Source organism: Solitalea koreensis (genome assembly GCF_900182575.1).
Taxonomy (GTDB): domain Bacteria; phylum Bacteroidota; class Bacteroidia; order Sphingobacteriales; family Sphingobacteriaceae; genus Solitalea; species Solitalea koreensis.
On record NZ_FXSZ01000002.1, the window covers coordinates 175,618 to 201,920 of the forward strand.

At 36.5% G+C, this 26,303-nt stretch carries 25 protein-coding genes; 7 read left to right on the forward strand and 18 right to left on the reverse strand.

Features of this window, described 5'->3' with window-relative positions:
* The first annotated feature begins 63 nt into the window (after positions 1-63).
* The 3 genes from FN756_RS03900 (at position 64) to FN756_RS03910 (ending at position 7,311) form a co-directional block, all read left to right on the forward strand.
* On the forward strand, positions 64-963 hold the full coding sequence (locus FN756_RS03900; protein ID WP_221929008.1) for a 3-hydroxybutyryl-CoA dehydrogenase: 900 nt from the start codon (positions 64-66) through the stop codon (positions 961-963).
* A gap of 266 nt (positions 964-1,229) precedes the next feature.
* Positions 1,230-5,810, forward strand: coding sequence for a glutamate synthase large subunit (gltB, locus tag FN756_RS03905; protein ID WP_142601653.1), 4,581 nt, complete (start codon positions 1,230-1,232; stop codon positions 5,808-5,810).
* 67 nt (positions 5,811-5,877) lie between these two features.
* Complete coding sequence (locus FN756_RS03910) at positions 5,878-7,311, forward strand: glutamate synthase subunit beta (RefSeq protein WP_142601655.1); 1,434 nt, start codon at positions 5,878-5,880, stop codon at positions 7,309-7,311.
* Between the two features lie 140 nt (positions 7,312-7,451).
* On the opposite strand, the gene FN756_RS03915 is transcribed toward FN756_RS03910, so the two are convergent.
* The 5 genes from FN756_RS03915 to FN756_RS03935 all read right to left on the reverse strand — a co-directional run bounded on the left by FN756_RS03915 (position 7,452) and on the right by FN756_RS03935 (position 11,291).
* Positions 7,452-8,786, reverse strand: a complete 1,335-nt coding sequence (locus tag FN756_RS03915; protein WP_142601656.1) for a sensor histidine kinase — start codon at positions 8,784-8,786, stop codon at positions 7,452-7,454.
* The gene (locus FN756_RS03920; RefSeq protein WP_142601658.1) at positions 8,783-9,463 is read right to left on the reverse strand and encodes a response regulator transcription factor; all 681 of its coding nucleotides are present in this window, start codon (positions 9,461-9,463) and stop codon (positions 8,783-8,785) included. The genes FN756_RS03915 and FN756_RS03920 overlap by 4 nt, the downstream gene beginning before the upstream one ends.
* Before the next feature lie 42 nt (positions 9,464-9,505).
* Positions 9,506-10,342 carry a hypothetical protein gene (locus tag FN756_RS03925; protein WP_246085419.1) on the reverse strand — a complete coding sequence of 279 codons (837 nt, stop codon included), beginning with the start codon at positions 10,340-10,342 and terminating at the stop codon, positions 9,506-9,508.
* An 8-nt stretch (positions 10,343-10,350) separates the two neighbouring features.
* Complete coding sequence (locus FN756_RS03930) at positions 10,351-10,584, reverse strand: hypothetical protein (protein WP_142601660.1); 234 nt, start codon at positions 10,582-10,584, stop codon at positions 10,351-10,353.
* 131 nt (positions 10,585-10,715) lie between these two features.
* Positions 10,716-11,291, reverse strand: a complete 576-nt coding sequence (locus tag FN756_RS03935) for a hypothetical protein (RefSeq protein WP_142601661.1) — start codon at positions 11,289-11,291, stop codon at positions 10,716-10,718.
* A gap of 175 nt (positions 11,292-11,466) precedes the next feature.
* On the opposite strand from FN756_RS03935, the gene FN756_RS03940 reads away from it, so the two are divergent.
* Complete coding sequence (locus FN756_RS03940) at positions 11,467-11,742, forward strand: hypothetical protein (protein WP_142601663.1); 276 nt, start codon at positions 11,467-11,469, stop codon at positions 11,740-11,742.
* Here the strand turns inward: FN756_RS03940 and FN756_RS03945 are convergent.
* From FN756_RS03945 to FN756_RS03960, 4 genes are all read right to left on the reverse strand, one after another.
* Positions 11,739-12,398, reverse strand: a complete 660-nt coding sequence (locus tag FN756_RS03945) for a CoA transferase subunit B (protein WP_142601665.1) — start codon at positions 12,396-12,398, stop codon at positions 11,739-11,741. The two genes, FN756_RS03940 and FN756_RS03945, sit on opposite strands and share 4 nt — an antisense overlap.
* A 34-nt stretch (positions 12,399-12,432) precedes the next feature.
* Positions 12,433-13,131 (reverse strand): CoA transferase subunit A, encoded by a 699-nt coding sequence (locus tag FN756_RS03950; protein WP_142601667.1) that lies wholly within the window; start codon positions 13,129-13,131, stop codon positions 12,433-12,435.
* Positions 13,132-13,535: 404 nt separating this feature from the next.
* Positions 13,536-15,896, reverse strand: a complete 2,361-nt coding sequence (locus FN756_RS03955; protein WP_142601669.1) for an endonuclease MutS2 — start codon at positions 15,894-15,896, stop codon at positions 13,536-13,538.
* Between the two features lie 13 nt (positions 15,897-15,909).
* Positions 15,910-16,428 (reverse strand): DUF4296 domain-containing protein, encoded by a 519-nt coding sequence (locus FN756_RS03960; protein WP_142601670.1) that lies wholly within the window; start codon positions 16,426-16,428, stop codon positions 15,910-15,912.
* 85 nt (positions 16,429-16,513) lie between these two features.
* On the opposite strand from FN756_RS03960, the gene FN756_RS03965 reads away from it, so the two are divergent.
* Genes FN756_RS03965 through FN756_RS03975 form a run of 3 tightly spaced genes read left to right on the forward strand, consistent with a single transcriptional unit; the run spans position 16,514 to position 19,005 of the window.
* Positions 16,514-17,200 (forward strand): YggS family pyridoxal phosphate-dependent enzyme, encoded by a 687-nt coding sequence (locus FN756_RS03965; RefSeq protein ID WP_142601672.1) that lies wholly within the window; start codon positions 16,514-16,516, stop codon positions 17,198-17,200.
* Positions 17,201-17,250: 50 nt separating this feature from the next.
* On the forward strand, positions 17,251-17,703 hold the full coding sequence (locus tag FN756_RS03970; RefSeq protein WP_142601674.1) for a GNAT family N-acetyltransferase: 453 nt from the start codon (positions 17,251-17,253) through the stop codon (positions 17,701-17,703).
* A gap of 39 nt (positions 17,704-17,742) precedes the next feature.
* Entirely contained in the window at positions 17,743-19,005 is a 1,263-nt protein-coding gene (locus FN756_RS03975) for an aspartate kinase (protein ID WP_142601675.1), read from the forward strand.
* Positions 19,006-19,050: 45 nt separating this feature from the next.
* Here FN756_RS03975 and FN756_RS03980 read toward each other — a convergent pair whose 3' ends face one another.
* From FN756_RS03980 to FN756_RS04020, 9 genes are all read right to left on the reverse strand, one after another.
* The gene (locus FN756_RS03980; protein WP_142601677.1) at positions 19,051-19,716 is read right to left on the reverse strand and encodes a DUF6048 family protein; all 666 of its coding nucleotides are present in this window, start codon (positions 19,714-19,716) and stop codon (positions 19,051-19,053) included.
* Between the two features lie 7 nt (positions 19,717-19,723).
* Positions 19,724-20,230, reverse strand: a complete 507-nt coding sequence (locus FN756_RS14405) for a DUF6452 family protein (protein ID WP_185955169.1) — start codon at positions 20,228-20,230, stop codon at positions 19,724-19,726.
* 179 nt (positions 20,231-20,409) lie between these two features.
* Complete coding sequence (gene rplT / locus FN756_RS03990; RefSeq protein ID WP_142601679.1) at positions 20,410-20,754, reverse strand: 50S ribosomal protein L20; 345 nt, start codon at positions 20,752-20,754, stop codon at positions 20,410-20,412.
* Between the two features lie 115 nt (positions 20,755-20,869).
* Positions 20,870-21,070, reverse strand: a complete 201-nt coding sequence (gene rpmI / locus FN756_RS03995) for a 50S ribosomal protein L35 (RefSeq protein ID WP_142601680.1) — start codon at positions 21,068-21,070, stop codon at positions 20,870-20,872.
* A gap of 26 nt (positions 21,071-21,096) precedes the next feature.
* Positions 21,097-21,672 carry a translation initiation factor IF-3 gene (infC, locus tag FN756_RS04000; protein ID WP_142601682.1) on the reverse strand — a complete coding sequence of 192 codons (576 nt, stop codon included), beginning with the start codon at positions 21,670-21,672 and terminating at the stop codon, positions 21,097-21,099.
* A gap of 12 nt (positions 21,673-21,684) precedes the next feature.
* Positions 21,685-23,610, reverse strand: coding sequence for a threonine--tRNA ligase (gene thrS / locus FN756_RS04005; protein ID WP_142601684.1), 1,926 nt, complete (start codon positions 23,608-23,610; stop codon positions 21,685-21,687).
* Positions 23,611-23,751: 141 nt separating this feature from the next.
* Positions 23,752-24,951 (reverse strand): MFS transporter, encoded by a 1,200-nt coding sequence (locus tag FN756_RS04010; protein WP_142601686.1) that lies wholly within the window; start codon positions 24,949-24,951, stop codon positions 23,752-23,754.
* A 132-nt stretch (positions 24,952-25,083) separates the two neighbouring features.
* Positions 25,084-25,488, reverse strand: coding sequence for a DoxX family protein (locus FN756_RS04015; protein WP_142601687.1), 405 nt, complete (start codon positions 25,486-25,488; stop codon positions 25,084-25,086).
* A 55-nt stretch (positions 25,489-25,543) separates the two neighbouring features.
* The gene (locus FN756_RS04020) at positions 25,544-26,263 is read right to left on the reverse strand and encodes a (Fe-S)-binding protein (RefSeq protein WP_142601689.1); all 720 of its coding nucleotides are present in this window, start codon (positions 26,261-26,263) and stop codon (positions 25,544-25,546) included.
* Positions 26,264-26,303 lie beyond the last annotated feature (40 nt).

Here is a 26,303-nt window from a genome sequence, read left to right on the forward strand (position 1 = left end):
ACTATTCCTATCTTAGCAAAGAATTTATATTCTTCCAACTCAATATCACCAACCTTATATAATATGAGTATAATTAAAAATGTAGCAGTGATCGGATCCGGCACTATGGGCAACGGCATCGCGCATACTTTTGCTCAGTTCGGATTTCTTGTTTCTCTCATTGATGTATCAAAAGAAGCATTAGATCGTGGATTGGGTACAATCACTAAAAATTTGGATCGTCAAGTTGCAAAAGGAAGTATTTCTGAAGCAGATAAAACCACTACACTTTCCAATATTCAAATTTTCACCGATTTAAAGCAAGGGGTTCAGTTTGCTGATCTAGTTGTAGAGGCTGCTACAGAAAATGAAGATTTAAAACTTAAAATCTTTAAAGATCTGGATACATTCGCCAAACCAGAAGCTATTCTAGCTTCCAATACATCTTCTATTTCTATTACAAAAATTGGTTCAGTAACTAATCGTGCCGACAAAGTAATTGGTATGCATTTTATGAATCCGGTTCCAATTATGAAGTTGGTAGAGGTAATTCGAGGTTATGCTACCAGCGATGAGGTTGCAGCCATAACAATGGAATTATCGAAGAAATTAAACAAAATCCCAACAGAAGTGAACGATTATCCGGGCTTTGTTGCTAATCGTATTTTAATGCCGATGATCAATGAAGCTATTTATACATTATATGAAGGCGTTGCGGGTGTTGAAGAAATCGATACGGTAATGAAATTAGGTATGGCTCACCCAATGGGGCCACTTCAACTAGCCGATTTTATTGGATTGGATGTTTGTCTTTCAATTTTGAATGTACTACAAGATGGTTTTGGCAATCCTAAATATGCTCCATGTCCATTATTGGTAAATATGGTTACTGCAGGAAAAAAAGGTATTAAATCTGGGGAAGGATTTTATATTTATTCACAAGGAACGAAAGATTTAGTAGTTTCAACTAAGTTTAAAAAGTAAATAAAGTTCTTGGAAACGCAGTCATTAAAGGCTATTTCAATTATGAGATAGCCTTTTATTTTTTCTGAACCTAATTGAATTTTTCTTAAAAAAACATAGTAATAATCTTGTCTCATTTTCAAATTAATAGTTAAAAATAGGGCTCAGTTAAAATATTAATATAATTTTCAATTGTGTTTTGATAATATTGTAAACAATTGTATCTTTAAAAACCAATTTAATAAAACTTGTGTGGTTCGAACGTATAATAACTGAGGAGAACGCACATGATAACTAATGGACTGCCCCCGAAACAGGGCTTATATAATCCTGCTCATGAGAAAGACGCCTGTGGCGTAGGGAGCATCGTACACAAGAATGGAGAACGCTCACATGAAGTAGTCATAAATGGTTTGCAAATTTTAAAAAATCTGCAACATCGTGGTGCTACTGGTGAAGATCCATATGCTGGTGATGGAGCCGGAATCCTAACTCAAATTCCTCACTTATTTTTTAAGAAGGCTACGGTTAATTCTTTTTCTCTTCCAGATGAAGAAGAATACGCTGTTGGGATGACCTTTCTTCCAAGAAATGAATCTGAAGCGGCAATTTGCCGCAAATTAGTAGAAGAAGTAATTCTAGCGGAAAAGGAAATATTTTTGGGATGGAGAAAAGTTCCTTGTGTAAATACCTGTCTATCACGTAATCTTTTACACCTCGAACCATTAATCTATCAATTCTTTATACAGCGTACGGAAGCCGATACGGATGCCTTTGAAAGGAAGTTGTATCTTATTCGTCGTCAAATAGAGAAAAAAATTAAAGCTTCTTCCATCGAGCAAAAGAACTTCTTTTACATAACCAGTCTTTCTTCACGTGTTATTGTTTACAAGGGCATGTTCAATGCCTGGCAGCTGGAAGACTATTTTACTGATTTTCAGGATCCTGATTTCACGAGCTCACTTGCTTTAGTTCATCAGCGTTATTCAACCAATACCTTCCCTACCTGGAGCCTTGCCCAGCCGTTCCGATACATAGCGCACAATGGTGAAATTAATACTTTGGAAGGTAACCAAAACTGGGCAAAATCACGTGAAAAACAACTCGAGTCAAACCTTTTTGCAAATGATTTAGAACGATTATTCCCAACCATTCAGGAAGGCAACTCTGATTCTGCATCTTTCGACAATTATTTTGAATTGCTGATTCAAAGTGGCAGAAATATGGAACATGCCATGATGCTAATGATGCCACAAGCTTGGGAAAATGACGATCGATTATCACCGGAATTAAGAGGTTTTTACGAATATGGCAGCTCATTAATGGAACCTTGGGATGGCCCGGCAGCAATGATGTTTACTAATGGTTTACAAATTGGAGCTTGTCTTGACCGAAATGGATTACGTCCTGTTCGTTTTACAGAAACCTACGACGGGTATTTTATCATGGCATCTGAATCTGGAGTTTTACCAATTCCAGAAGAAAACATCAAACGCAAAGGAAATTTAGGATCGGGGAAAATGATCCTGATTGACACCACAACCGGTGATATATTTGACGACCAAGCAATCAAAAAAAGAGTAAGTGAACAAGCTCCATTTTCACAATGGGTAGACGAACACCGCATTCGTTTAAAAGATATTCCGGCTCCTGCTCAGGCTCATCAACCTACTCATGACAATCTTCGATTGAGTCAGCGTGTATTTGGTTACACTTACGAGGAGTTACACATGCTTATGAAACCAATGGCTGAAGACAGTCAGGAGGCAACGTACGCTATGGGAACCGACACGCCTCTTGCGGTATTATCTACCCGCCCAAAACTGCTTTACAATTATTTCAAACAACGTTTTGCGCAAGTAACTAATCCAGCAATTGATTCTATTCGTGAAGATTTAGTAATGTCGCTAAGAATCACAATCGGCGGAGCTTACAATATTCTTGAAGATAATCCGATTAACTGTAAAACGCTTGAAATTGCCCAACCTATCTTCAGTAACGATGAATTGGAGCAATTAAAGCAACTGAAAATGTCGGGTTTCCGCTCAAAAGTAGTCGATGTATGCTATCCATTATATGAACAATCACTTGAAGATGCTGTTGCAACACTTTGCAAACAAGTTGAAGAGTGTGTTGATCAAGGTTTCAGGTTAATTATCTTATCTGATCGAAATTATTCGCGTAAACGTGCCCCAATCCCTACCCTTTTGGCAGTTTCAGCAGTACATCATTATTTAATACGTGCCAACAAACGTGGCAAAACAGGTATTGTGGTGGAGAGTGGTGAAGTTCGTGAAGTGCATCATGCGGCTTTATTGCTTGCATACGGAGCCGGCGGTATCAACCCATACCTTGCCTTTGAATCATTAACTGACATGGAAATGACCGGTCAGTTGGAGAAGGGCATTAATGAAAGTAAAGCACACAAAAATTATATAAGCGCTCTAAAAAAAGGATTATTAAAGATTATGGCCAAAATGGGTATCTCTACCTTGGTAAGTTACCAGGGCGCTCAGATCTTTGAAGCAATTGGCTTAAATACAGATGTAATCGGTAAATTTTTTGAGGGCACCAGCTCGGTAATCGAGGGTATAGGGATGTCCGAATTAGAACAAGAACTTAAAACCCGTCACGAGAATGCATACAAAGTTGAAAAACACTACTTCGACAAGCTCTCTACCGGTGGTGAATATCACTGGCGCCAGCAAGGCGAATATCATGCTTACAACCCTGAAACTGTTCACTTACTGCAACAGGCTGCATGGAAGAACGACCCAGCTATCTATGAAAAATTTGCCAAGCTGGTAAATGAGCGCGATGAAGAACTTTGTTTCTTAAGAGGACTATTTGATTTTGATCTGGAAGAAAGAACGTCAATTCCTTTGAACGAAGTGGAACCTGCCAAAGAAATCGTTAAACGATTCGTAACGGGGGCTATGTCAATCGGTTCTATATCGCGTGAAGCGCATGAAACCATGGCCATTGCAATGAACCGTTTAGGTGGAAAAAGCAATACGGGCGAAGGTGGTGAAGATGAAATTCGTTTTAAACCCGATGCAAACGGGGACCTTCGCCGATCGGCAATCAAACAAGTTGCTTCCGGACGCTTTGGGGTAACATCCAACTATTTAATCAATGCAGACGAATTACAGATTAAAGTAGCTCAAGGTGCAAAACCTGGAGAAGGTGGACAATTACCAGGTTTTAAAGTAGACGAATACATTTCAAAGTTGCGTCATACCATTCCTGGAGTTTCATTGATTTCTCCTCCTCCTCACCATGACATCTATTCAATTGAAGACCTTTCACAATTGATCTTCGATTTAAAAAATGCGAACCGTTGGGCCGATATCAGTGTTAAACTGGTTTCATCAACAGGTGTCGGTACCGTAGCTGCCGGAGTAGCAAAAGCACTCGCTGATTCAATAACCATTTCTGGTTATGATGGCGGAACCGGTGCCTCCCCTGCTACTTCTATTAAACACGCTGGCATGCCATGGGAGCTCGGTTTAGCCGAAGCTCAGCAAACGCTGGTACTTAACAAACTGCGTGGTCAAATCCGTCTGCAAGTTGACGGACAATTAAAAACTGGTCGAGACGTAGTTATCGGGGCTTTATTAGGAGCTGAAGAATTTGGTTTCGCGACCTCCGTACTTATCGCCACAGGTTGTATTATGATGCGTAAATGCCATTTAAACACTTGTCCGGTAGGCATTGCAACGCAAGATAAGTATCTACGTAGTAAATACCATGGTAAACCTGAATACGTTCAAAACTACCTTCTTTTTGTTGCTGAAGAAGTTCGTCAGTATATGGCTCAATTAGGTTATCGCACATTCGAAGATATGATTGGCCAGGTTCAGCGTTTAAAAACGAATAAAGCCATAAGCCATTACAAAGCTCAAGGATTGGATTTCACTCCCTTATTCTACAAAGCAGAACCAACTGATGCGATTTATCGCAATGTAAAAAAACAAGTTCATGCTACAGGAGAAGCTATTGATCATGAACTTATCGATGAAGTTAAAGAAGCATTAGATGGTAAAATATCAGCTTCCATCGATAAAAAGATTTATAACGTGTACCGCACATTTGGTACTATGCTGGGCAGTGAGATTTCATTACGCCATGGAGCCAAAGGATTACCTGAAGATCATATCACCCTAAATCTAACCGGTACTGCCGGACAAAGCTTCGGAGCGTTTATCCCTAGCGGATTAACAATGAATTTAAGAGGTGATGCTAACGATTACGTTGGTAAAGGATTATCGGGAGGAAAAATTATTATTGCTCCACCTCAACGATCAAAACTTGAACCGCATAAAAACGTAATTGTAGGCAATACTTGCCTATATGGAGCAACTTCAGGAAAGGCTTTCTTTTCAGGAATAGCTGGCCAACGCTTTGCTGTTAGAAACTCAGGTGCTCAAGTGGTAGTTGAGGGAGTTGGTGATCATGCTTGTGAATACATGACTGGCGGGATTGTAGTTGTGTTGGGCCACACAGGTAAAAATTTTGCGGCAGGTATGAGTGGCGGTATTTCCTATGTTTTTGATCAGGATAAAAAGTTCAAAAAGAACTGCAATCTAAGTATGGTTGCTGTAGAGAAAGTAATTGATGAACAACGTCAGAATGAATTATTTGAGCTTATAAAACAGCATTACGAGTATACTGGTAGCCCAAAAGCCAAGGTGATTCTTAACAACTGGTCACGTAGAATTGAAGATTTCGTTATGGTAATACCGTTTGAATATCGTAAGATTCTGGTTCAGCTGGATAGGGATAAAAATAACGCAGGTCAATCACCAATAGAGCAACTGTATCAGTCAACGGTCACAACTCAACAAGTCGAAATTGAGCGATTGTAAAATAGTTATACATGGCTGAAAAAAATTAGGAAAAGAATTAGGTACAGAATATTAACAATCCAAGAAGATGGGAAAACCGACCGGATTTATAGAATACCCAAGAGAGGAAATGGAGAAAGCTCCGGTAGTTGAGCGTATTCAAAATTTTAATGAATTTGAAAAACCCCAGGCTGAAGCTCGTGTAAAAACTCAGGCAGCAAGATGCATGGGCTGCGGCATTCCCTTTTGTAACTGGGGATGTCCTGTTTCTAATCTTATTCCAGAATTCAATGATTTTGTATATAAAGGCCAGTGGAAGAGCGCATACGGGACATTGATGAGTACAAATAATTTTCCTGAATTTACTGGCCGGGTTTGTCCTGCTCCTTGCGAACCTGCATGTACAGCATCTTTAGTGGAAAAACCAATCAGCATTAAGCAAATTGAGCTTTCAATTATTGAAAAAGCGTTCCGCGAAGGTTGGGTAAAACCTAATAAAGTTCCTTACAGAACAGGGATGAAAATAGCGGTGGTTGGTTCTGGTCCGGCGGGTTTATCAGCTGCTCAACAGCTCAACCTGGTTGGTCATTCGGTAACAGTATTTGAAAAATCAGATCGTTTAGGAGGTTTACTTCGTTACGGAATTCCAGATTTTAAATTAGAAAAATGGGTAATTGATCGTAGGATCAGTTTAATGGAAGCAGAAGGCATTACTTTTAAAACCAATGCACATATTGGTGAAAATATTTCTATTGATGAGTTAAAGCAATCCTTCGATTTTATTTGCCTTTGTTGTGGTTCAGAAAAACCGCGTGGAATTAGCCACTTAGAGGGTAATGACAAAAAAGGTATTCACTTCGCAATGGAGTTTCTTACCCAACAAAACCAGGAAAACCACGGAGATCAAGTTCATCCGAAAGTCAAGATTAATGCAAAAGACAAACACGTTGTAGTTCTTGGTGGTGGAGATACCGGCTCTGACTGCATTGGAACTTCGATTCGACAAGGAGCAAAAAGTGTTACGCAGATACAGATTCATAAGGAATTACCAACTGAGCGATATGATAGTAACCCGTGGCCATTATGGCCAAAAGTTCAAACCACTTCATCATCACAGGCTGAAGGTTGCGAACGTATTTTCTCTGTATTAACTACAGGAATCAAAGGTACAGATAAAATTGAGGCATTGGAATTACAGAAAATTCAATGGCCCGATGGAGAAATTAAATCAGGTCAACGGAATTACGAAGTTATTAAAGATGGTAACTATGACATTCCATGTGATCTTCTCTTGATTTCCTTAGGATTTGAACATGCTATTCATGAAGGCTTGGTTGATCAATTGGGCTTAGAAAAAGATGCACGTGGTAATATCAAGGTAAATAACTTCCGTACTTCCGATCCTCAAATTTGGGCGGCAGGAGATATGGTGGAAGGTGCAAATTTGATTGTAACCGCCATAAACAGCGGCCGACAAATGGCCAGCACCATTAAAAAGTTTATCATTTCTCAACAGGGCTAATAACTAGTTGATGTTTTGCAGGTACTGGGAATATATGCAAGCATCAACCTTTTCTTCATAATAAATAGAACACCGGTCTGAACTGCCGGTGTTTTTTTCTTCCTATTAGCTTCTTAGCTTAAAAGAAGTACCAGTAAATTTTATCCTTTCAATTTTACCATGTCAATTGGAAAATGTATAGAAAACGTTGTTCCTTGGTTGACTTTTGATTCGACACTTATGGTAAGGTTATGATAATGAGCTATACTTTTTACAATTGACAAACCTAATCCATAACCTTCACTTTCTGATCGATTTGATTTTTTGAATCGGTTAAAAATGAGATCAAGATCAGCATCCGGAATACCAAATCCTGTATCTTTAACCATTATAATATATAATTCATTGGGAATATAAAGCTCGTCAACAGAAATACTTCCTTGAGGTTTATTATATCTTATGGAATTGTTTATGAGGTTATAAAATAACTGAAATAGCAGGTCGTGATTCAAATTTATTAAAGTAACATTCGAAGAGATGTTGCTTTTAAAGTGAAGATCCTTTTCTGCAAGACGATGCTCTAACTCTTCCATCACTTCATTTATTAATACATTCGGATGGATTACATCAGCTTTTGCAAATTGTTCATTTTCTATTCGGGAGATGAGAAGAAGAGAATGAACAATTTTTTTGAGCCGGTTTAGTGTTTTCATCATCTCGATCAACCGATGTTGCATATCGTCGGTTACTCCCTGATCCAACATTAAGTTTTCAATCTTATTTTGAAGAATGCTAATCGGCGTCATTAATTCGTGTGATGCATTAGCGGTAAACTCTCGCTCCTTCTCAAAGGCATCATTAATCTGATCCATCAATTGAATAAGGGACGTATCCAGATACTTAAAATCTTTCGTAGAAGTTTTTATTGGTGGAATATGTTCATTGAAGGGGAACTTTCGGTTATGTAATTTACTTTTAATAATGAGTCCGAGCGGTCTTAATAAATAGCGAGTAAAACTCAAATCAATAAGTAGTGTAACAATAACAAGACTAATCAATACATACAATGCCACACGTTGCAAAGCATTATTATATTGATTGATAGTAGCCGTTGTTTTGCCAATTTCCAGTAAATAGTTTTGATTGTGATACTTAAAAGTATAACTTAATATACGATAGGTTAAGGTATCCTGTTCAACAATACGTTTTGCCGTTCCAATTGTATCCAGTTTTTTAGTAGCGCTAGCTGGTTCTAGCGCTATGTATTCTTCCTTAAGCATGGTATAACTACCATAACTTTGCTCACCTCCTAAATAAAATTCAACTCCATTTCGTGCAACAACTTTAAGTACCTTTTTCTTTTGTTCCTGCAAATAATAATTAGTGTACTGAAATGCTATGCGTTCTACCAATGAAGGCAATAAGGTAACAAATAAGACAACGATTGCCAGTTTTGAGAGGGTAATAAAAAGGGTAAGCTTAGATAGTAACTTCACGATGCACACTTAATTTTATAACCTACTCCACGAATGGTTTCTAACCAATCAACCGAACCATAGGTACCTAATTTTTTGCGAATATTTTTAATTGTAGCATCAATATAGTTCGAATCATAATCATCATCGGCAAAATTTCCCCAAATGTGTTCGCTTAATTGCATACGATTAAGCGGCCGGTTTTTATGAAGAAGGAGATAACTGAACAGATCGAATTCTTTTCTGGATAACTCAATTCCAAAATCATTATGAAAAACCATTCGTTGCTGAAGATCTACATTAAATTCGCCTATTGAAATAAGTTGAGCATTAATCCCAAATTTTCTCCTGGAAATGGCTTGCATTCGAGATTGAAGTTCTAATAATGAAAAAGGCTTTGGCAGGTAATCATCCGCACCTAAATCAAGGCCTTTAATACGATCTTCTAAATTACCACGAGCGGTTAAAATAATAAAAGCAGCATTGGCATTGTATTTTTTACCTTCTTTCAATAATACTAAACCATCATTATCCGGTAAACCTAAATCTAGTAAAATAAAATCGTACTGATTAATTGCAATTTTCTCCACTCCATCTTTCGCCGTTCGGGCCAAGTCACATATATAAAATGCCTTTTTAAGAAATGTTTCTATTTCTTCGGCTAGTGTTCGTTCGTCCTCAACAATCAATACTTTCATTCTTTTAGGATTTTTAAGTGATCAGATAGGTAATTGTCACTATTAAAACTGGTAATAGAAGCTCATATTGAAGAATGAACTTGAGTGCTCAAAAGAAGGCTTTGCATTTTCAGCTAAAACAGATTGTTGAAAAGCTGCCTCAATCACATAGTTACTTCTATTATAGGCCAATGGAAGCTTTAAGTTATATGACATCAAATTGAAATCAGTATAGCTTCTTGTTGTGGTTTTATCACCACCAGAAGGTATAATAGGCGGAATAATTTTACCAAATAAGCCCTTTTCTTTTTTCGTCATATAAGTTTCGTAAAACTGCTGTGTACCACCAATTACATCAATTGCTGGACTCAACGTAATTTGGTCACTTTGAGTAATACTTCCTAAACCAATTTGTTTTGAAGTACTAAAGGTTACGAAAACGTCTTTGCTATTACTATCACCTCCAAAAATATAATCGGCATTTAAAGCAGTAGTAAGCCACCATGCATAATTTAAAGAAGCGCTTAGACTATTATTATTACCTGCTTTCAGCATTGGTGAATTCGTAGGAAAAAAAGCATGACTAAAACTAATAGTTGAAGTAACACTTTTGCTCATCGTAATATCCAATCCTGTACCCAGCTCACCCGCCGAAACTACAGATCCTCCCGTTGTGTTTAATAATCTATAAGCGCTACCTGAAAAATATAGCCCAAATGGTAAACGAAGTGTGGCATTTGTTAGCAAGTAAGGTAATTTTTCTTCGCTAACCTGACCATAATAATTAGCGTTGGTACTATAAATAGCCGCTAGCGTTAAGGTGGTCTTTGAGCTGTCTGCTTGTCCAAAACATTTTATTGAAGCTATGCAGAGCAAAATACTTAGGTATAAATATTTCATTTAATCTGTTAGTTTAAAACTTTAATTTTAGGCTTAATTATTTTAACCGGAACGTTAATTATTGGTTCAACAACAGCTGGTTTTAATTTTGGACGCGCTTTGGGCACTTCCTTGATCACAGGTTTATTTTCGTCGGGCTTTTCTATTGTTTTTTTTGTTTGTGGAATTGAGTCAGCCCTCGTTTCGATTACTATCCTATTAATCATAACTTCATCAGGGATATTTATTATTGTTTTTGCCATGCCAAATGTGGGCATAACTAGAATAAATAATCCGGTAAAGAGCGTTTTATGATTATGATAAAGAGTATTCGACATGTTGCAATATTAATAAAAGTTTGCCCCATTTGAGGCAAACTTTCTCATCATAAAATCTAATTAATACCTGCACCCAAGTGTGCTTTAGTCTTAATGGTTGGGGGTGTTACTTTAACTTTTGTAGCACTTTTAACTTGGGCATTAGTTTTAATGGCAGCTTTTAAAGTTTCATTATTTGCAGTTGTCTTAACTACTTTTAATTCTTCCTTAGAGGTTAGAGCAGATGCTTTTGCGGTAGATTTAACATCAGCTTTAAGTTCTTTTTCCGCTTCTATTCCAGCTTTAGCTTCAGTTTTAATATCAGCTTTTATCGTTGCTACATTTTCTTTTCTAGCTTCTGCTTCATCTTTCATTTCAGCTTTATGAGCAGCAATAGCCTCTTTATTCGCTGCTTTACGTTCTTGGCGTGTAGAACCTTGTTCAGATCGATTAATATCACCTTGAGCTTTTGATGAAGCAACAGCACTTACCGTTACACCTTTATTAGCGTCTGTGCTGGCAGTTGTTGAAGTTTTAGCAGCGGCACTCACCTCAACACCGTGAGTACTTTTAGTTTCTGCAGATGGTACATTTTGTGCAAAAGCAATAGAGGTAAAAAAAAGACTGGTAGTAATAAATCCTAAAGTTTTCATAATGTGTTAAATTAATAGTTAATATTTCTTGTTTTGTTTTACAAATTTCAATACCGAAGATGAAATGAACATGAAAAATTAAACCTTTATTAATTTTTTATTTTTAGTAGATCTAAACTCCAGCATTTGGGATAAATATGATGTATAAATATCCAACAGAGGGTGGGAAATAAAAGTGTCAAAACCAGAATTTGATTTTTTAGAAAACCGCTATGGCGGCAAAGAAGTTTGTGGAATGTATTTCTCCGAAAACGAAAGAGCGAACTTCTGTCTTGGTGTATTGACCGAACCGAGAGTGTTGTTGGGAAAGAATGAAGCTAGATTTGAACTAAAATTCCAGGAGAGGTTTGGGCTAGGTCAAACCTCTCCTGGGATGAATTCTGATACCGTTTTTACAGAACCGAAGTTTGAATATTTAATTACTGTTCATAAACTAGCGTATAACTATTAAGAGAGAACCATTTCAGGAATATCTCCTTCAATAATTAATTTGCCTAATGTTGCTTTTTTAATCTCTTCAACTGATACCCCTGGAGCTCGTTCTAATAATTTAAAACCACCTTCTGGCAATACCTCCATTACACATAATTCAGTGACAATCTTTTTCACACAGCCTACGCCGGTAAGAGGTAAAGTACACTTAGGTAATAATTTCGACTCTCCAGCTTTATTTACATGCTGCATCGCTACGATAATGTTTTTTGCTGAAGCAACTAAATCCATAGCGCCTCCCATTCCTTTTACCATTTTACCGGGTATTTTCCAGTTGGCAATATCTCCATTTTCTGAAACTTCCATGGCACCCAAAATTGTTAAATCAACCTTACCGGCACGAATCATTCCAAAGCTTAAAGCAGAATCAAATACCGCTGATCCGGGTAATGTAGTAATGGTTTGCTTACCGGCATTAATCAAATCAGGGTCTTCTTCTCCTTCATAAGGGAAAGGGCCCATTCCTAATAGTCCATTTTCAGATTGAAGAGTAACATTTATGCCTTCGGGTATATAATTAGCAACAAGGGTTGGTATACCAATACCTAAATTTACATAGTAACCATCTTTTAACTCTCGTGCAATGCATTTTGCTATTCCGTTCTTATCTAACATCTTTTTTAATGAAGATTAATAGTCAATAATAAATTTAAACTCTCGGTCTTACTGTACGCTGCTCAATTCTTTTCTCATAGTTTGATCCTTGGAAAATGCGATGAACATAAATTCCAGGAGTGTGAATCTGATCAGGATCAAGTTCACCAACCGGAACTAAATGTTCAACTTCAGCAATGGTGATTTTTCCACCCATTGCCATCAAAGGGTTAAAGTTTCGAGAAGTAGAGCGGAAAATTAGATTACCATGAGCATCTCCTTTCCAAGCTTTTACAAAGGCAAAATCTGCCTCAAAAGCATACTCTAATAAATAATCTTTTCCATTAAAATTACGTACTTCCTTTCCAATAGCTACTTCTGTTCCTACACCGGCAGGCGTAAAAATAGCAGGCATACCATAACCCGCAGCCATGCAGCGGGTAGCCAGTGTTCCTTGCGGAATCAGATCAACCTCTAATTCCCCGCTAAGTAGTTGGCGTTCAAATTCGGCATTTTCACCAACGTAAGAAGAAATCATCTTCTTAATTTGTTTGTGTTGAAGCAATAATCCTAATCCAAAATCATCCACACCCGCATTATTTGAAATACAGGTTAAACCTTTTACTCCTTTTTTAACAAGAGCTGAAATTGAATTTTCAGGAATACCACATAGACCGAACCCTCCTACCATCAGGGTTTGATTGTCTTGTACGTCTCTAACAGCCTCATCGGCATTAGCTATTATTTTATTCATAAAATTGATATTGATTTAGCTAAGATAACTGATTGACAGCAGTATGAATTATTTTTTTAAACTATTTTATTTGTAATTAATCTAATTAATGATTTATCTTTGTCCCGTAGATTTAAAGAAATGGAAGAGATCGTATTAATTAGCACAGAGAATTTTAAAACTACCCAAATTCCTACTGACCCAGAATTCTTTAAAGGCATTAACCCTTTTCAAGGAGGTTGTTGCGGATTTAAAAAATGCTGTAAGAAATATAAAAAAGGTAAAGCTTGTAGGAGCTGTCCTAAAAAATAGCATTACAATTTGCATATGGTGTATGAGCAGAATTTCAAGTTGTGAATTATTGATTACGAAAATTTAACTTCAAGTTCTCTCAATACATATATTACAATCCTCAAATCTGTTACTTATCTCAACGAAACTATTGTAATACCGTCACCTCCGCGATCTGGGTGTTCATCTTCTAATTGATCCACAGCATCGTATTTTTTCAGGTAATCACGGATTAGTTTTCGTAAAATACCATCTCCTTTTCCGTGAATGATGCGTAGTGAATTTAATCCCATCATTAAGGCTCTATCCAGAAATTTTTCAATATCGTATAAAGCTTCTTCGCCTCGTTTTCCACGAATATCGATCTCAGGATTAAAGGAGGTTCGTTCTTTAATCTGATAATCTGCATATTGAGAGCGGGCTACTTTTTCAATCTCTTTACGAGTGGTTTTGTGCAACCGGTTTAGCTTAACTACTGAAAGTAATTCGCCTATGGCTAAAACTGCATTGTTTTTATTTATCTCAACAACCTTTCCGGTAGTTTCACTATCATTTAGCTTTACCCAATCACCAACTTGTATGGGTTCTGCTTCATTTTTTGGTACAGGAGCGTGTTTGACCTGCATTTTTTGTTGTTGTTCATCTAATTTTTGACGAACTGCTTTCGTTTTCTCTTTATCAGCCTTTGATTCCTTAATTTGGGCGATGGTATTTTCAACAAGTTTGTTCGCATTTTTTAGAATCATTTGAGCTTCTTGTTTAGCATCATTGATCAATTTTTTGCGATTTTCTTCGTAGTATTCCTTTAGCTTATTGTTCTCGTTCAATAATTCAGTTAAGCGCTTCTCTCGTCTTTCAAACTCAACTTTCATATCATAGATCTGTTTTTTTTCACGCTCTAAATCAACCAGTAAAGTATCAACTTTTTTCTGTTGATTACCAATTTTAACTTTTGCCAGTTTTAGCACCTGCTCGGGTAACCCAATTTTTTGAGCGATTTCAAATGCATAAGAACTTCCGGGTTTGCCCATCTGCAACATGTATAAAGGCCTCATGTTTGTATTATCAAACAGCATCGAAGCATTGATTATACCTTCAGTATTATTGGCAAACATTTTAAGGTTTGAGTAGTGCGTGGTTAATACGCCTTTTACTTTTTTCTGATTCAATACCTGCATTACGGCTTCAGCAATCGGGCCGCCAAACTGCGGATCGGTACCGGTTCCGAACTCATCAATAAGCACCAGCGTATGAAAATTAGCCTGCTCAACAAAGTTTTTCATTTTGGTGAGATGCGCACTGTAAGTACTCAAATCACTCTCAATTGATTGATCATCACCAATGTCGACCAACATTTTTCTGAATACACCCAGTTCTGAAAAACTATCGGCTGGTATCAACATACCAGATTGCAGCATCAATTGCAGTAATCCAACAGTCTTCATACAAACCGATTTTCCGCCGGCATTAGGTCCTGAAACCAGCACGATGCGATTGGTATCTTCTATGTTGATGTTTAGCGGCACAACCTGTTCACCTGTGGTTTTATGATTAAGAAGAAGTAAGGGATGTCGGGCATTGAATAACTTTATTGAGGGTTCTTTTTTTAAAATGGGCAATGAGCCTTCGATTTTTATTCCGAACGCCGCTTTGGCTCGAATAAAATCAAGCTTCGTTAATAAACTATGATAAGCAAGTAATAACGGTGAATAAGGACGAACCTCATTGGTAAGCGAAGTAAGTATTTTAATGATCTCACGGCGCTTTGCAAATTCCAGGTCCCGAATTTTATTGTTCAGCTCAAAAACTTCAGAAGGCTCCATAAATACGGTTTGCCCGGTTGAAGATTCATCATGTATAAATCCCTTTACTTTGCGCTTATGTTCTGCCAAAATTGGAATTACTAAACGACCGTCTCGAATCGTTAAACTTCCGTCGGCGCTCCAGCCTTCACGTTGTGCATTTTTGAAAATATGATCAAGCCTGCGACGAGATTCGTTTTCGGCAGTGGAAATATCACGCATTAGACCTTGCAAGGCCACAGATGCGTTAGGTCTGATTTTTCCTTTCGGATCAATTACCTGTTCAATTTCTTTCAGGATTTTTTGTTCAATGACCAGGCCTTCAAACAGTCCACACAGATTTGGATAGCGTTCTTCCTTATCTTTAAAATAATTAATCGTTTGAAAAACTGTTTTTAGCGCAAGGGTGAGTGAAAAAAAATCTTCTTCTGTTAAAAAAGAACCCTCTACCTTCACTTTATTAATTAAATAGTGAATATCAATATAATTGGAAGAAGGGAACGGTGAATCGTTTAACAGTATTTCTTTGAATTCGGAAGTTTGTAGCAATAACTTGTTAAGCAGATCGAAATTAGTAATGAATTGCATACGGTCAACTAATTGACGACCCATGCTACTCAAGCATTCCTGTTTTAACAGTTCACGAATCTCACTAAAGCCTAATTTATCGGCAACATTTTCTGGGTAAAGCACTTCGTATTTAATTTTATAAAACCAACTTTTTAAAGTTGTCTTTCTTCTTTAAGCTGTCTTTTTTCTTCAAGCTATCCTTCTTCATTAATCTATTCTGAACTCTATTTTCCGTGAAGGATTTTCTTGCTAAAGAATCAACATGCTTCTTCATCAACGTATCAAGCTTTTTTTCGAGTTCTTTTTTTCTTAACAAATCAAGTTTGGTAAGTACCGTTTGTTTTTTAACGACACTATCAATCATTGCTTCGTATATATTGTCAAGAATTTCAGGATTTTCAGCATAGTAATCAAAGCTATGCTTAAACTGAACTGAATCAGTTTTATATTTCTTGAAGATAAATTTATAAAGAGCATTCGTTCTTGCCAGAGTACTGTCACTTTCAATTTCTCTATTAAAGTATGCATCAGCGTAATGCATATCAATCATCATTAATATCATTTTTTCTTTAGGAATAATATCGGCTGGTATTTTATTGTTTTTACAAGCCCAAAGAAAAAACATAGAAAAAAGTAAATATTTAAAATGCTTCATATTGTAAATTTGCAAATCTCGTAGCGAAAAATCCTGTTAGGCTTTTGCCATTTTTACGAGTAGAACCCTGTAAAATTATATATAAATGAGCATCTCTGCTAATATTACTGAATTTAAAAAGCAAATTGGACCTGTTGATGTTGAATTGATTGCAGTTTCCAAAACTCAATCAATTGAAAAAATACAAGAAGCCTATGACGCCGGACATCGGATTTTCGGTGAAAATCAGGTTCAAGAAATGGTTGACAAATACGAGCATCTTCCAAAAGATATTGAATGGCACCTGATTGGGCATCTTCAAAGTAACAAAGTTAAATACATTGCTCCATTTGTAAAGCTTATCCATTCTGTTGATAGTTTAAAGTTGCTTCATGAAATTAATAAGCAAGCCTTAAAAAATAACCGAGTAATTGATTGTTTACTTCAAATTTACATCGCCGATGAAGAAACCAAATATGGGTTAGATTATGAAGAAGCAATTGAATTATTACGTTCAGATGAATTTGCTGAATTAAAAAATGTGCGAATTGTTGGAATAATGGGAATTGCTACCAATACCAATAATCAGAAGCAAATTAAAGAAGAGTTTTATGAATTGGCTACTTTGTTCAAAGGATTAAAACTGGCCTACTTCCGAAAAGATGAAGCATTTAAAGAGATTTCAATGGGAATGTCGGCGGATTACAAAATAGCTATTGAGCAAGGAAGTACTATGATTCGCATTGGAAGTGCAATATTTGGTGAACGCACTTATTTTAAGATCAAAGACTAATCGATATTTAAAAACTATTACCATGGTCTAGGGACTATGGACAATGAACTATGAACATAACTATTCGTGAAGCCCGAAAAGAAGATTGTCTTCGCTTACTCGAACTTATCAAAGAACTTGCTGAATACGAGAAGGCCCCTAATGAAGTAACTGTTAGCCTTGAACATTTTCAAGAAACTGGTTTTAGTCTTCATCCGGTGTGGAAAGCGTTTGTGGCCGAACAAGATGGCATAATTCAAGGCTTTGCATTATATTATGTACGTTATTCTACCTGGAAAGGCGCTAGAATGTATTTGGAAGATATCATTGTTACTGAAGCGATGCGTGGTAAAGGTTTAGGAAAGCAACTCTTTGATCGTTTGATAGAAGAGGCCAAAGAAAAGAAATTCAATGGAATGACCTGGCAGGTACTTGAATGGAATACGCCTGCCATTAATTTCTATAAAAAATATAATGCTAATTTCGATTCCGAATGGATGAATTGCAGCATCGAGATTAAATAATAAATCCTTAAACAATAATAATCCAGTAACTTATAATTAATGCAAGTATTTAAATTTGGTGGCGCATCTGTAAAAGATGCCGATGGTGTAAAGAATCTGACTTCAGTTGTTGAACTTTATAAGGATAAACAACTATTAATTGTTATTTCGGCCATGGGTAAAACAACAAACGCCCTGGAAGATTTAGTTAAATCGTATTTCTACCATAAGGATGACACTCATCAAATCCTGGATTCCATTAAAGAGTACCATTTCAATATTATAAGTAACTTATTCAAAGAAAAACAGCAGCCTGTCATCGATGATATTTCAAATAGTTTTGTTGAAATTGATTGGATATTAGAAGATGAGCCGCATGATGATTTCGATTTCGTATATGACCAGATTGTGTCAATGGGCGAAGTTTTTTCCACTAAAATTGTAAGTGCCTATTTGAATTTAATTGGATTGAAGAATAAATGGATCGATGCGAGGAGTTATATTCAGACCGATAATACCTACAGAGAGGGAAAAGTGGATTGGGAACTTTCTGCCGGTTTAATTGCCAAGGACCTACCAAAAGTACTTCAAGACCAAATGATCGTTACCCAAGGCTTTATTGGAGGAACATCTGAGAATTTTACTACAACTCTAGGCCGTGAAGGTTCGGATTACACTGCTGCAATTTTTGCATACAGTTTAGATGCTGAAAATGTAACCATCTGGAAGGATGTTCCGGGAGTGTTAAATGCTGACCCTAAATGGTTCGACGAAACTCAAAAACTAGAACAGCTTTCTTATTTAGATGCGATTGAATTAGCCTATTATGGAGCTACGGTAATCCATCCAAAAACAATTAAACCCTTACAGAATAAAAACATTCCTTTATTGGTGCGTTCGTTCATTTCGCCACAAGAACAAGGTACCACAATAAGTGATACGAAGGCATTACTTGATATTCCGTCATTCATCTTTAAAATAAATCAGGTTTTAATTTCCATTTCACCGCTTGACTTTTCATTTATTGTAGAGGAAAATCTAAGTGATATTTTTGCATTATTTCACGATTTAGGTATAAAAATTAATACCATGCATAATTCGGCAATTAGTTTTTCTGTGAGCGTAGATTATGATGAGCGTAAAATTCCGATTTTAATTGAGGCGCTTAAATCTAATTTCAAAGTACGCTATAATGATAATCTTGAACTAATCACGATCCGTCATTATAATCAGGAAACTGTTGATCGTGTGCTGGAAAATAAAGAAATTCTACTGGAAGTAAAAAGCAGGCATACCATACAAATGGTAGTGAAAAAGGTTTGAAGGTTTAAGGATATAGGTTAAAAACGAACCTATATCCTTAAACCTTTATTTTTTACCACTGGAGGGAATAGTAAATAACAGTGTATAGTTAAATCCAAAAATCGGGTCATGTTGAAATCCCAATCCCGGAATAAATAAGTTATCGAAACTTTCCGGTTTATTATTTGAAATGGGAATTCCAATGAATGCAGTCCAACCCATAAAGAAATGCTTGAAAATTTCCACCTTCACTCCCATTAGACCTTCCAAACTATGTACAGAACCTGATTCTGAGGGTATACTTTCAGTTAGTGTTGGCCAATAAGAAGACCTTATTGTATAACTATTCACTGTTGTACTTGTTGAGCTATAACAGTATCGAGCTCCTATGTAGAAGATATTATTTGGACGCTTATTGGAACAACTTAAGATTCTGTCTGCTCCAACCTTAATATAAGGACCTTGTGTTGTATAATTAAGAACAGAGTCAATTTGTGTACCTGTTGCATAACCTCCTTCAGCAGCAATAAACCATTTATTAGGTTTCAACCTATAATCGGCAACAACTTCAAAACCTTTAATTTCATTAGTGAAAAGGTAGCGGACAGGGTAACTAATGTCAGCACCGATTCTTAATCGAGGCGAACTATTAAATATGGTTTTTTTACCTAATGAATCAATAATGACTTTTGTTGAGTCATACTGAGCATAAACGCCAGATGATAGCAGCAAAAAAAAACTAAAAAAAGATACGAATGTGCGTAGTTTTATCATCTAAAATTTCGTTCTGTAAAACTTGAATACTTTGGAATCTGTGTTGAGTACTGTGATAATCTACCGTAGGAAAAACATATTTAAAACCACATGCCTGTGATACAAATTCACGTTGCAGACTGTAATTCATTGTTAAAGTATCTTTAGTTAGGATACTTGGAATTCCTTTATTTTTTATATCAAATACGTACTGGGTTGAAGAAGAACTAAAGTTCAACGGCAATTTCGCAATTTGGATACTGGTATTTTTTTGAGTTAAACTATCCTTTGCACCCACACCATATATAGTTAGTGTATCCCGGAGTGTAAATTTTATAGTATCCATTTTGTTTGTATGTACATTTAATGAATCATAATAAAACTCGAATACAAAATCTGGAGTAAGTAGGGTTGAATCACAAGTGTCCTCCTTTTTACAAGCAAAAAATGATACGGTAAAACCGGAAATTAATAATAAGATTAATGCTCTCATTGATGTATGTCGATAGCCCAAACTTATGAAAATTTTTAAAGCTAAATAAAATCTGCATGTTTTAAATTAACGAAGCGGTTTGTACGTTAATTACCAATTCTTGATGGCAATAAAAATAAACAGTCCGAAAAAAAAAGGACCCGTTTATGGCGGGTCCTTTCCTACTAATTTTAAACTTTTTATTTTACAGCATCAATTACCGCTTTAAAAGCTTCAGGATTATTCATCGCTAAGTCAGCTAAAACCTTACGGTTTAACTCGATACCTTTTGCGTGAACTTTACCCATGAAAGCTGAGTACGATAATCCATGTTGACGAGTACCTGCATTGATACGTTGAATCCATAATGCTCTGAATTCACGTTTTTTAACTTTTCTGTCGCGGTAAGCATATTGCATACCTTTTTCAACAGTATTTTTAGCAATGGTAAACACCTTGCTTCTTGATCCCCAGTAGCCTCTAGCTAATTTCAGGACCTTTTTTCTTCTGCGGCGAGCCGCAACAACGTTAACCGATCTTGGCATTTCTTTACGTTTTTTAGTATTCAGCGTTCTTGCGAAACTTTGATCTGATCACTCGATCAGGCTGAATCCCTGGTTAAAAATTTACTTTAATTAATTTGTTTGATAAGATCTAGAATTACTTACCTAAACAAAGCATACGTTTAACATTACCCATATCAGCTTCAGAAACTAAGCTGGTAGTGGTTAAGTTACGTTTTTGTTTAGTAGTTTTCTTGGTCAAAATGTGACTTTTGAAAGCATTTTTTCTTTTGATCTTGCCGGTTCCAGTTAAGCTAAAGCGTTTTTTAGCGCTGGAATTGGTTTTCATCTTAGGCATTACTCTATTATTTATTTAGTTTAAAATTATTTCTTAGCTTTTGAGCCTAGAATGAGGAACATTCGTTTCCCTTCCAATTTAGGAAGTTGCTCAACTTTACCTACTTCTTCAAGTGCCTGTGCAAAGCGAAGCAATAAAATTTCTCCATGCTCTTTATATACAATTGCACGACCTTTAAAGTGTACGTATGCTCTTACTTTATCGCCAGCTTCAAGAAACTTTTTAGCATGTTTGAGTTTGAACTCAAAGTCATGATCATCAGTATTAGGCCCAAAACGAATTTCTTTAATTACCGTTTTTTGAGCATTAGCCTTGATTTCTTTCTGCTTTTTCTTTTGCTCGTAGATGAATTTGTTATAATCAACTACTCTACAAACAGGCGGTACAGCATTAGGGGAAATTTCAACCAAATCCAATCCCAACTCATCAGCAAGTTCCATCGCTTTAGCGAGCGGGAATACTCCTTGCTCAACATTTTCACCGACTAACCTTACTTCTGTAGCCCGAATAAATTCGTTGATTTTGTGCTCTGCCTGTTTTTTGTTAGGCAAAGGCCTAGGTCCCCGAGGACCTCTGCCAAAATTTGGACTCTGTAGTGCTATGATTACCTCCTATTAGATTGCTGTTTCTTTTTTAATTAGATCAATAAAATTATTGATAGTTATTGAGCCTAAATCACCAGCTCCATGTCGACGAACAGAAACTGAATTTTCTTCCTGCTCCTTCTCACCTACTATCAACATAAACGGGATTTTACTTACCTCGGCGTCACGTATTTTTCGGCCGATTTTTTCATCCCTATTATCAATCAAGCCGCGAATATCGGAATTTTTTAACTCTTCTGAAAGTTTTTTCGCATAATCAGTATATTTTTCGCTGATAGGCAAAATAATATATTGATCAGGTGTTAACCATAATGGGAAATTTCCTGCGCAATGTTCAATCAGCACAGCAACAAATCGTTCTAGGGAGCCAAAAGGTGCACGGTGTATCATTACCGGGCGATGTTTTTGATTATCACTTCCTGTATATTCCAGATCAAAACGCTCCGGCAAATTATAATCAACCTGTATAGTACCGAGCTGCCATTTACGTCCAAGTGCATCTTTTACCATAAAATCAAGCTTAGGGCCATAAAATGCCGCTTCTCCTAATTCTACAACGGTACGTAAACCTCTTTCTGCTGCAGCTTCTATGATTGCAGTTTCTGCACGTTCCCAGTTTTCATCAGATCCAATATACTTTTCTTTATTCTCCGGATCACGTAATGAAATCTGTGCAGTATAGTCTGAAAAACCTAAAGCGTTGAACACATATAAAACGAGATCAATAACCTTAATAAATTCTTCTTTCACCTGATCAGGACGACAGAATAAGTGCGCGTCATCCTGAGTAAATCCACGAACACGTGTTAACCCATGCAACTCTCCACTTTGCTCATACCGATAAACTGTACCAAATTCAGCATATCGAACCGGAAGGTCTTTATACGAACGTGGTTTTGATTTATAAATTTCGCAGTGATGCGGACAGTTCATTGGTTTAAGAAAGAACTCTTCATTCTCGGCAGGAGTTTTAATCGGCTGAAAAGAATCCTTACCATACTTTTCATAATGACCTGAGGTTACATATAGTTCTTTGCTGGCAATATGCGGGGTAATTACTTGTTCGTAGCCGGCCTTTACTTGAGCTTTTTGTAAGAAAGCTACTAAACGTTCGCGTAAAGCAGCACCTTTCGGTAACCATAATGGCAAACCGGCTCCTACTTTTTCAGAGAACATGAAAAGCTCTAATTCTTTGCCTAATTTTCTGTGATCGCGTTTCTTTGCTTCTTCAATTAAAGTTAAATACTCAGAAAGTTCACTTGCTTTTGGAAATGTTACCGCATAAATACGGGTAAGCTGTTTGTTTTTTTCATCTCCTCTCCAATAAGCACCGGCAACACTCATTAACTTAACCGCTTTTATAAAGCCTGTATTTGGAAGATGCGGGCCGCGACAAAGATCAGTGAAGTTTCCTTGCTGATAGAAAGTAATGCTTCCGTCATCCAGGCCTTCAATCAGTTCTAATTTATATTGATCTCCTTTTTCAGTAAAGTATTTAATAGCTTCAGGCTTAGCAATTTCCGTACGAACATATTCGGCTTTAGTTTTAGCTAATTCACCCATTTTCTTCTCCACTTTGTCAAAATCATCTGAAGAAAAAGCATGGTCACCAAAATCAATGTCGTAATAGAATCCGGTTTCAATAGACGGACCGATACCTAATTTTATACCCGGATATAAGGCCTCCAAGGCCTCAGCCATTAAGTGAGCTGAAGAATGCCAGAATGTAGATTTCCCCCCTTGGTCATTCCATGTAAGCAATTTAAGGTTAACATCTGCAGTTAAAGGACGTGTAGCATCCCATATTTCGCCATCAACCTCTGCAGCCAATACATTTCTAGCCAAGCCTTCGCTAATTGAAAGTGCTACCTGGTATGCTGTTGTACCTTTTTCGTACTCACGTACAGAACCATCCGGAAGTGTAATTTTAATCATTTATGAAGCTTATTTATCTCTTAAACGCATTTGAAAGAGTGGCAAATTTAACTTTTCCTTAATAGTTATAAAAGATAATATGTAAAAGATTCTGTTTAAAAGGAGAATATTTTTGCAAAGGTTTCTCAGTGTTTATAAGAGTTAAACGATTTGTTTAACTACTTTTAGTTTTGGAGCAATGAAAAGCGTTATACAACTAACGCCAACTGCTAAAAAACCAACGTAATTATATCCCAGTAGCGGTCCTGTAGTGGTGGATGTTACCATAAACCCACTCAGTAACGATGCCATGGCTGTTCCCAATTGCTGTACCGAGGCGCGGATGCTCATAAAACTACCTCTTTTTTGTGGAGGTACAACTGCTGTAGTAATCGTTTGAGCGGGTACCATTCTGCCGCTTCCAAAGATGAAAAATGCAGTAGTAACCATTAAGGCTGTAACAATACTCACTTTGGGTAAATTGGTAATTAATACAAACGGAATAATCGAAATAAGTAGAACAGTTATGAAGATTTTCATGGCACCCAAACGGTCGGTTAATTTACCAATTAATGGCATTGTAAAAATCGTAAATAAACCTCCCACCAGGTAAACCATTGGAATCTGTTCCTGATTTAAACCGACATTGCGAATTAGATATTGAGAAATAAAAGGAATTAATAGAAATTGCCCAACAACAATCGTGAAGTTGAGTGATAAAGCCAGACGTTGGTTACGATCGGTTACAATATCACGCATTAATAAAATCGGGTTGTCGAATTTTTTATCACTTTGAACAACATGTTCATTCATTGAGGGCATTACTTTCCATAAAACTAAACCTAAAATAATGCCCATTGAGCCAATTAAGATGAAAGGAAAATGCCAATCCATTTTTAAGGCTAAATATAATCCTGCCGGAACTCCTATTACGGCAGCCACTGAAAATCCTGCGGTAAGTACACCCATTGCAAAACCACGACGTTCGTAAGGAAACACATCACTAATAATTGCAATTATCATTGCGCCAATAACTCCTCCAAAAATACCGGTTATGGAACGGGCAATTAATAATACTTCAAAACTTTTTGCAAAAGCACAAGATAGCGTTCCGAGGCAAAAACCTGCATAATTAAGCAGTAAGGCAGTTTTTCTATCAAATTTATCAACATAAAAAGCTGAAAAGAATCCTGCAACTCCTGCAGATATTGTGTAAGAAGAAACTAAAAAACTAAACTGTTGAGGAGTAATCTTAAAAATTCGCATGAACAGATCGCCCAATGGCATCATAATCATGAAATCAAGCAAGTGTGTAAAGTTAATAAATGCAAATATGATAAGTAAAGTGTTCTCTTTCTTCATTAGATTTTATAGGTGCCAGAAAAAAATGGAAGGGCAAAGATAGAAGTTTGATACAAACATAAAAAAGAAGCTTTCTTTCCGATCTATAAATGAAATCTTAAAAAAGCTTCTTAAATCTTTATCAAAAGACCCTTACCTCATGTTTGCATCCACTGAAAACTTACCAGGCCCGGTAAAAAATAATGTTGTGAAAGCAATTAGATATAAAACGGCCAGCTCTTTGGTTGCCCAAGCACCGTTTTTGTTAATCATGAAAACGATAACCGCAAAATTGATAACGAGTGGTAGTAATGCAAAACGATTAGCCAAACCCAAAGTAAGCAGCATTGCGCAAAATACTTCAGCAAAAATTACGAGCAAAAGTGAAAACTTTGAACCAATTCCTAATGGATCAGGGAAGCTATTAGCCTTTTCAGCGAATTGCATAATTTTGGGTAGCCCATGCAGAAGTAATAAACTTAAGCCAAAACCAACTCTAAGTAGCAGAAGTCCAAAGTCAAGCGCAATATGTTTTGAGGAAAATAATAGTTTTTTCATGTAAGAGGTTTAATCGTGTGTTACGAAAATATAAAAAATATTACTTTCTCCTAGCCTACCAACCACTCGCCAAAACATCGGCTATGTGCATAATTTTGATAGGTAACTCATTACGAGAAATATAACCTTGTAAATGCATTAAACACGACATATCGGTAGAAATAATATAGTTTGCCCCTGCAGCTAGTGCGTTATTAACCTTCTGTTCAGCCATTGCAGTTGAAATAGCCTCGAATTTTATGGCAAATGTCCCCCCGAAACCACAGCATACTTCTTGATCTTGCATTTCAATCAATTCTAAACCTTCAACATTTGCCAGTAATCGGCGAGGTTCAGCTTTAATGCGGCATTCACGTAAAGCTCCACAAGAATCATGATATACTGCTTTTCCTTCTAATTTGGCTTCTATGTTTTCCACTTTTAAAACGTTAACTAAGAACTCTGAAAACTCATGAATACTGTTTTGTATAGAGCGGCATTTATTATGTGAAATTGCATTCGTAAATAAATCAGAATAATAGTTTTTTACCATGCCTGTACAAGAACCTGAAGGACTTACGATATAATCATGTCCGTTAAAATCATCCAGAAATTTTTGACCAACCGCTTTTGCTTCATCCCAAAAACCTGAATTAAATGCTGGTTGTCCACAACAAGTTTGATTAGGGTTATATTTTACTTTACAACCTAATTTTTCTAATACTTTTATTGTATTAAATGCGGTATCAGGGTAAACCTGGTCAATAAAACAAGGAATGAATAATTCTACTTTCATTTATCGGTAAACTGTAATGAGGTTATTTTTTAAAAGTCGC

What these genes read in the sequence shown, in the direction of transcription:
- FN756_RS03900 (WP_221929008.1), top strand. Translation starts at nt 64, where the DNA reads ATGAGTATAATTAAAAATGTAGCAGTGATCGGATCCGGCACTATGGGC.
- gltB (WP_142601653.1), top strand. Translation starts at nt 1,230, where the DNA reads ATGATAACTAATGGACTGCCCCCGAAACAGGGCTTATATAATCCTGCT.
- FN756_RS03910 (WP_142601655.1), top strand. Translation starts at nt 5,878, where the DNA reads ATGGGAAAACCGACCGGATTTATAGAATACCCAAGAGAGGAAATGGAG.
- FN756_RS03920 (WP_142601658.1), bottom strand. Translation starts at nt 9,463, where the DNA reads ATGAAAGTATTGATTGTTGAGGACGAACGAACACTAGCCGAAGAAATA.
- FN756_RS03925 (WP_246085419.1), bottom strand. Translation starts at nt 10,342, where the DNA reads ATGAAATATTTATACCTAAGTATTTTGCTCTGCATAGCTTCAATAAAA.
- FN756_RS03930 (WP_142601660.1), bottom strand. Translation starts at nt 10,584, where the DNA reads ATGGCAAAAACAATAATAAATATCCCTGATGAAGTTATGATTAATAGG.
- FN756_RS03935 (WP_142601661.1), bottom strand. Translation starts at nt 11,291, where the DNA reads ATGAAAACTTTAGGATTTATTACTACCAGTCTTTTTTTTACCTCTATT.
- FN756_RS03945 (WP_142601665.1), bottom strand. Translation starts at nt 12,398, where the DNA reads ATGTTAGATAAGAACGGAATAGCAAAATGCATTGCACGAGAGTTAAAA.
- FN756_RS03950 (WP_142601667.1), bottom strand. Translation starts at nt 13,131, where the DNA reads ATGAATAAAATAATAGCTAATGCCGATGAGGCTGTTAGAGACGTACAA.
- FN756_RS03960 (WP_142601670.1), bottom strand. Translation starts at nt 16,428, where the DNA reads ATGAAGCATTTTAAATATTTACTTTTTTCTATGTTTTTTCTTTGGGCT.
- FN756_RS03965 (WP_142601672.1), top strand. Translation starts at nt 16,514, where the DNA reads ATGAGCATCTCTGCTAATATTACTGAATTTAAAAAGCAAATTGGACCT.
- FN756_RS03970 (WP_142601674.1), top strand. Translation starts at nt 17,251, where the DNA reads ATGAACATAACTATTCGTGAAGCCCGAAAAGAAGATTGTCTTCGCTTA.
- FN756_RS03975 (WP_142601675.1), top strand. Translation starts at nt 17,743, where the DNA reads ATGCAAGTATTTAAATTTGGTGGCGCATCTGTAAAAGATGCCGATGGT.
- FN756_RS14405 (WP_185955169.1), bottom strand. Translation starts at nt 20,230, where the DNA reads ATGAGAGCATTAATCTTATTATTAATTTCCGGTTTTACCGTATCATTT.
- rplT (WP_142601679.1), bottom strand. Translation starts at nt 20,754, where the DNA reads ATGCCAAGATCGGTTAACGTTGTTGCGGCTCGCCGCAGAAGAAAAAAG.
- rpmI (WP_142601680.1), bottom strand. Translation starts at nt 21,070, where the DNA reads ATGCCTAAGATGAAAACCAATTCCAGCGCTAAAAAACGCTTTAGCTTA.
- thrS (WP_142601684.1), bottom strand. Translation starts at nt 23,610, where the DNA reads ATGATTAAAATTACACTTCCGGATGGTTCTGTACGTGAGTACGAAAAA.
- FN756_RS04010 (WP_142601686.1), bottom strand. Translation starts at nt 24,951, where the DNA reads ATGAAGAAAGAGAACACTTTACTTATCATATTTGCATTTATTAACTTT.
- FN756_RS04015 (WP_142601687.1), bottom strand. Translation starts at nt 25,488, where the DNA reads ATGAAAAAACTATTATTTTCCTCAAAACATATTGCGCTTGACTTTGGA.
- FN756_RS04020 (WP_142601689.1), bottom strand. Translation starts at nt 26,263, where the DNA reads ATGAAAGTAGAATTATTCATTCCTTGTTTTATTGACCAGGTTTACCCT.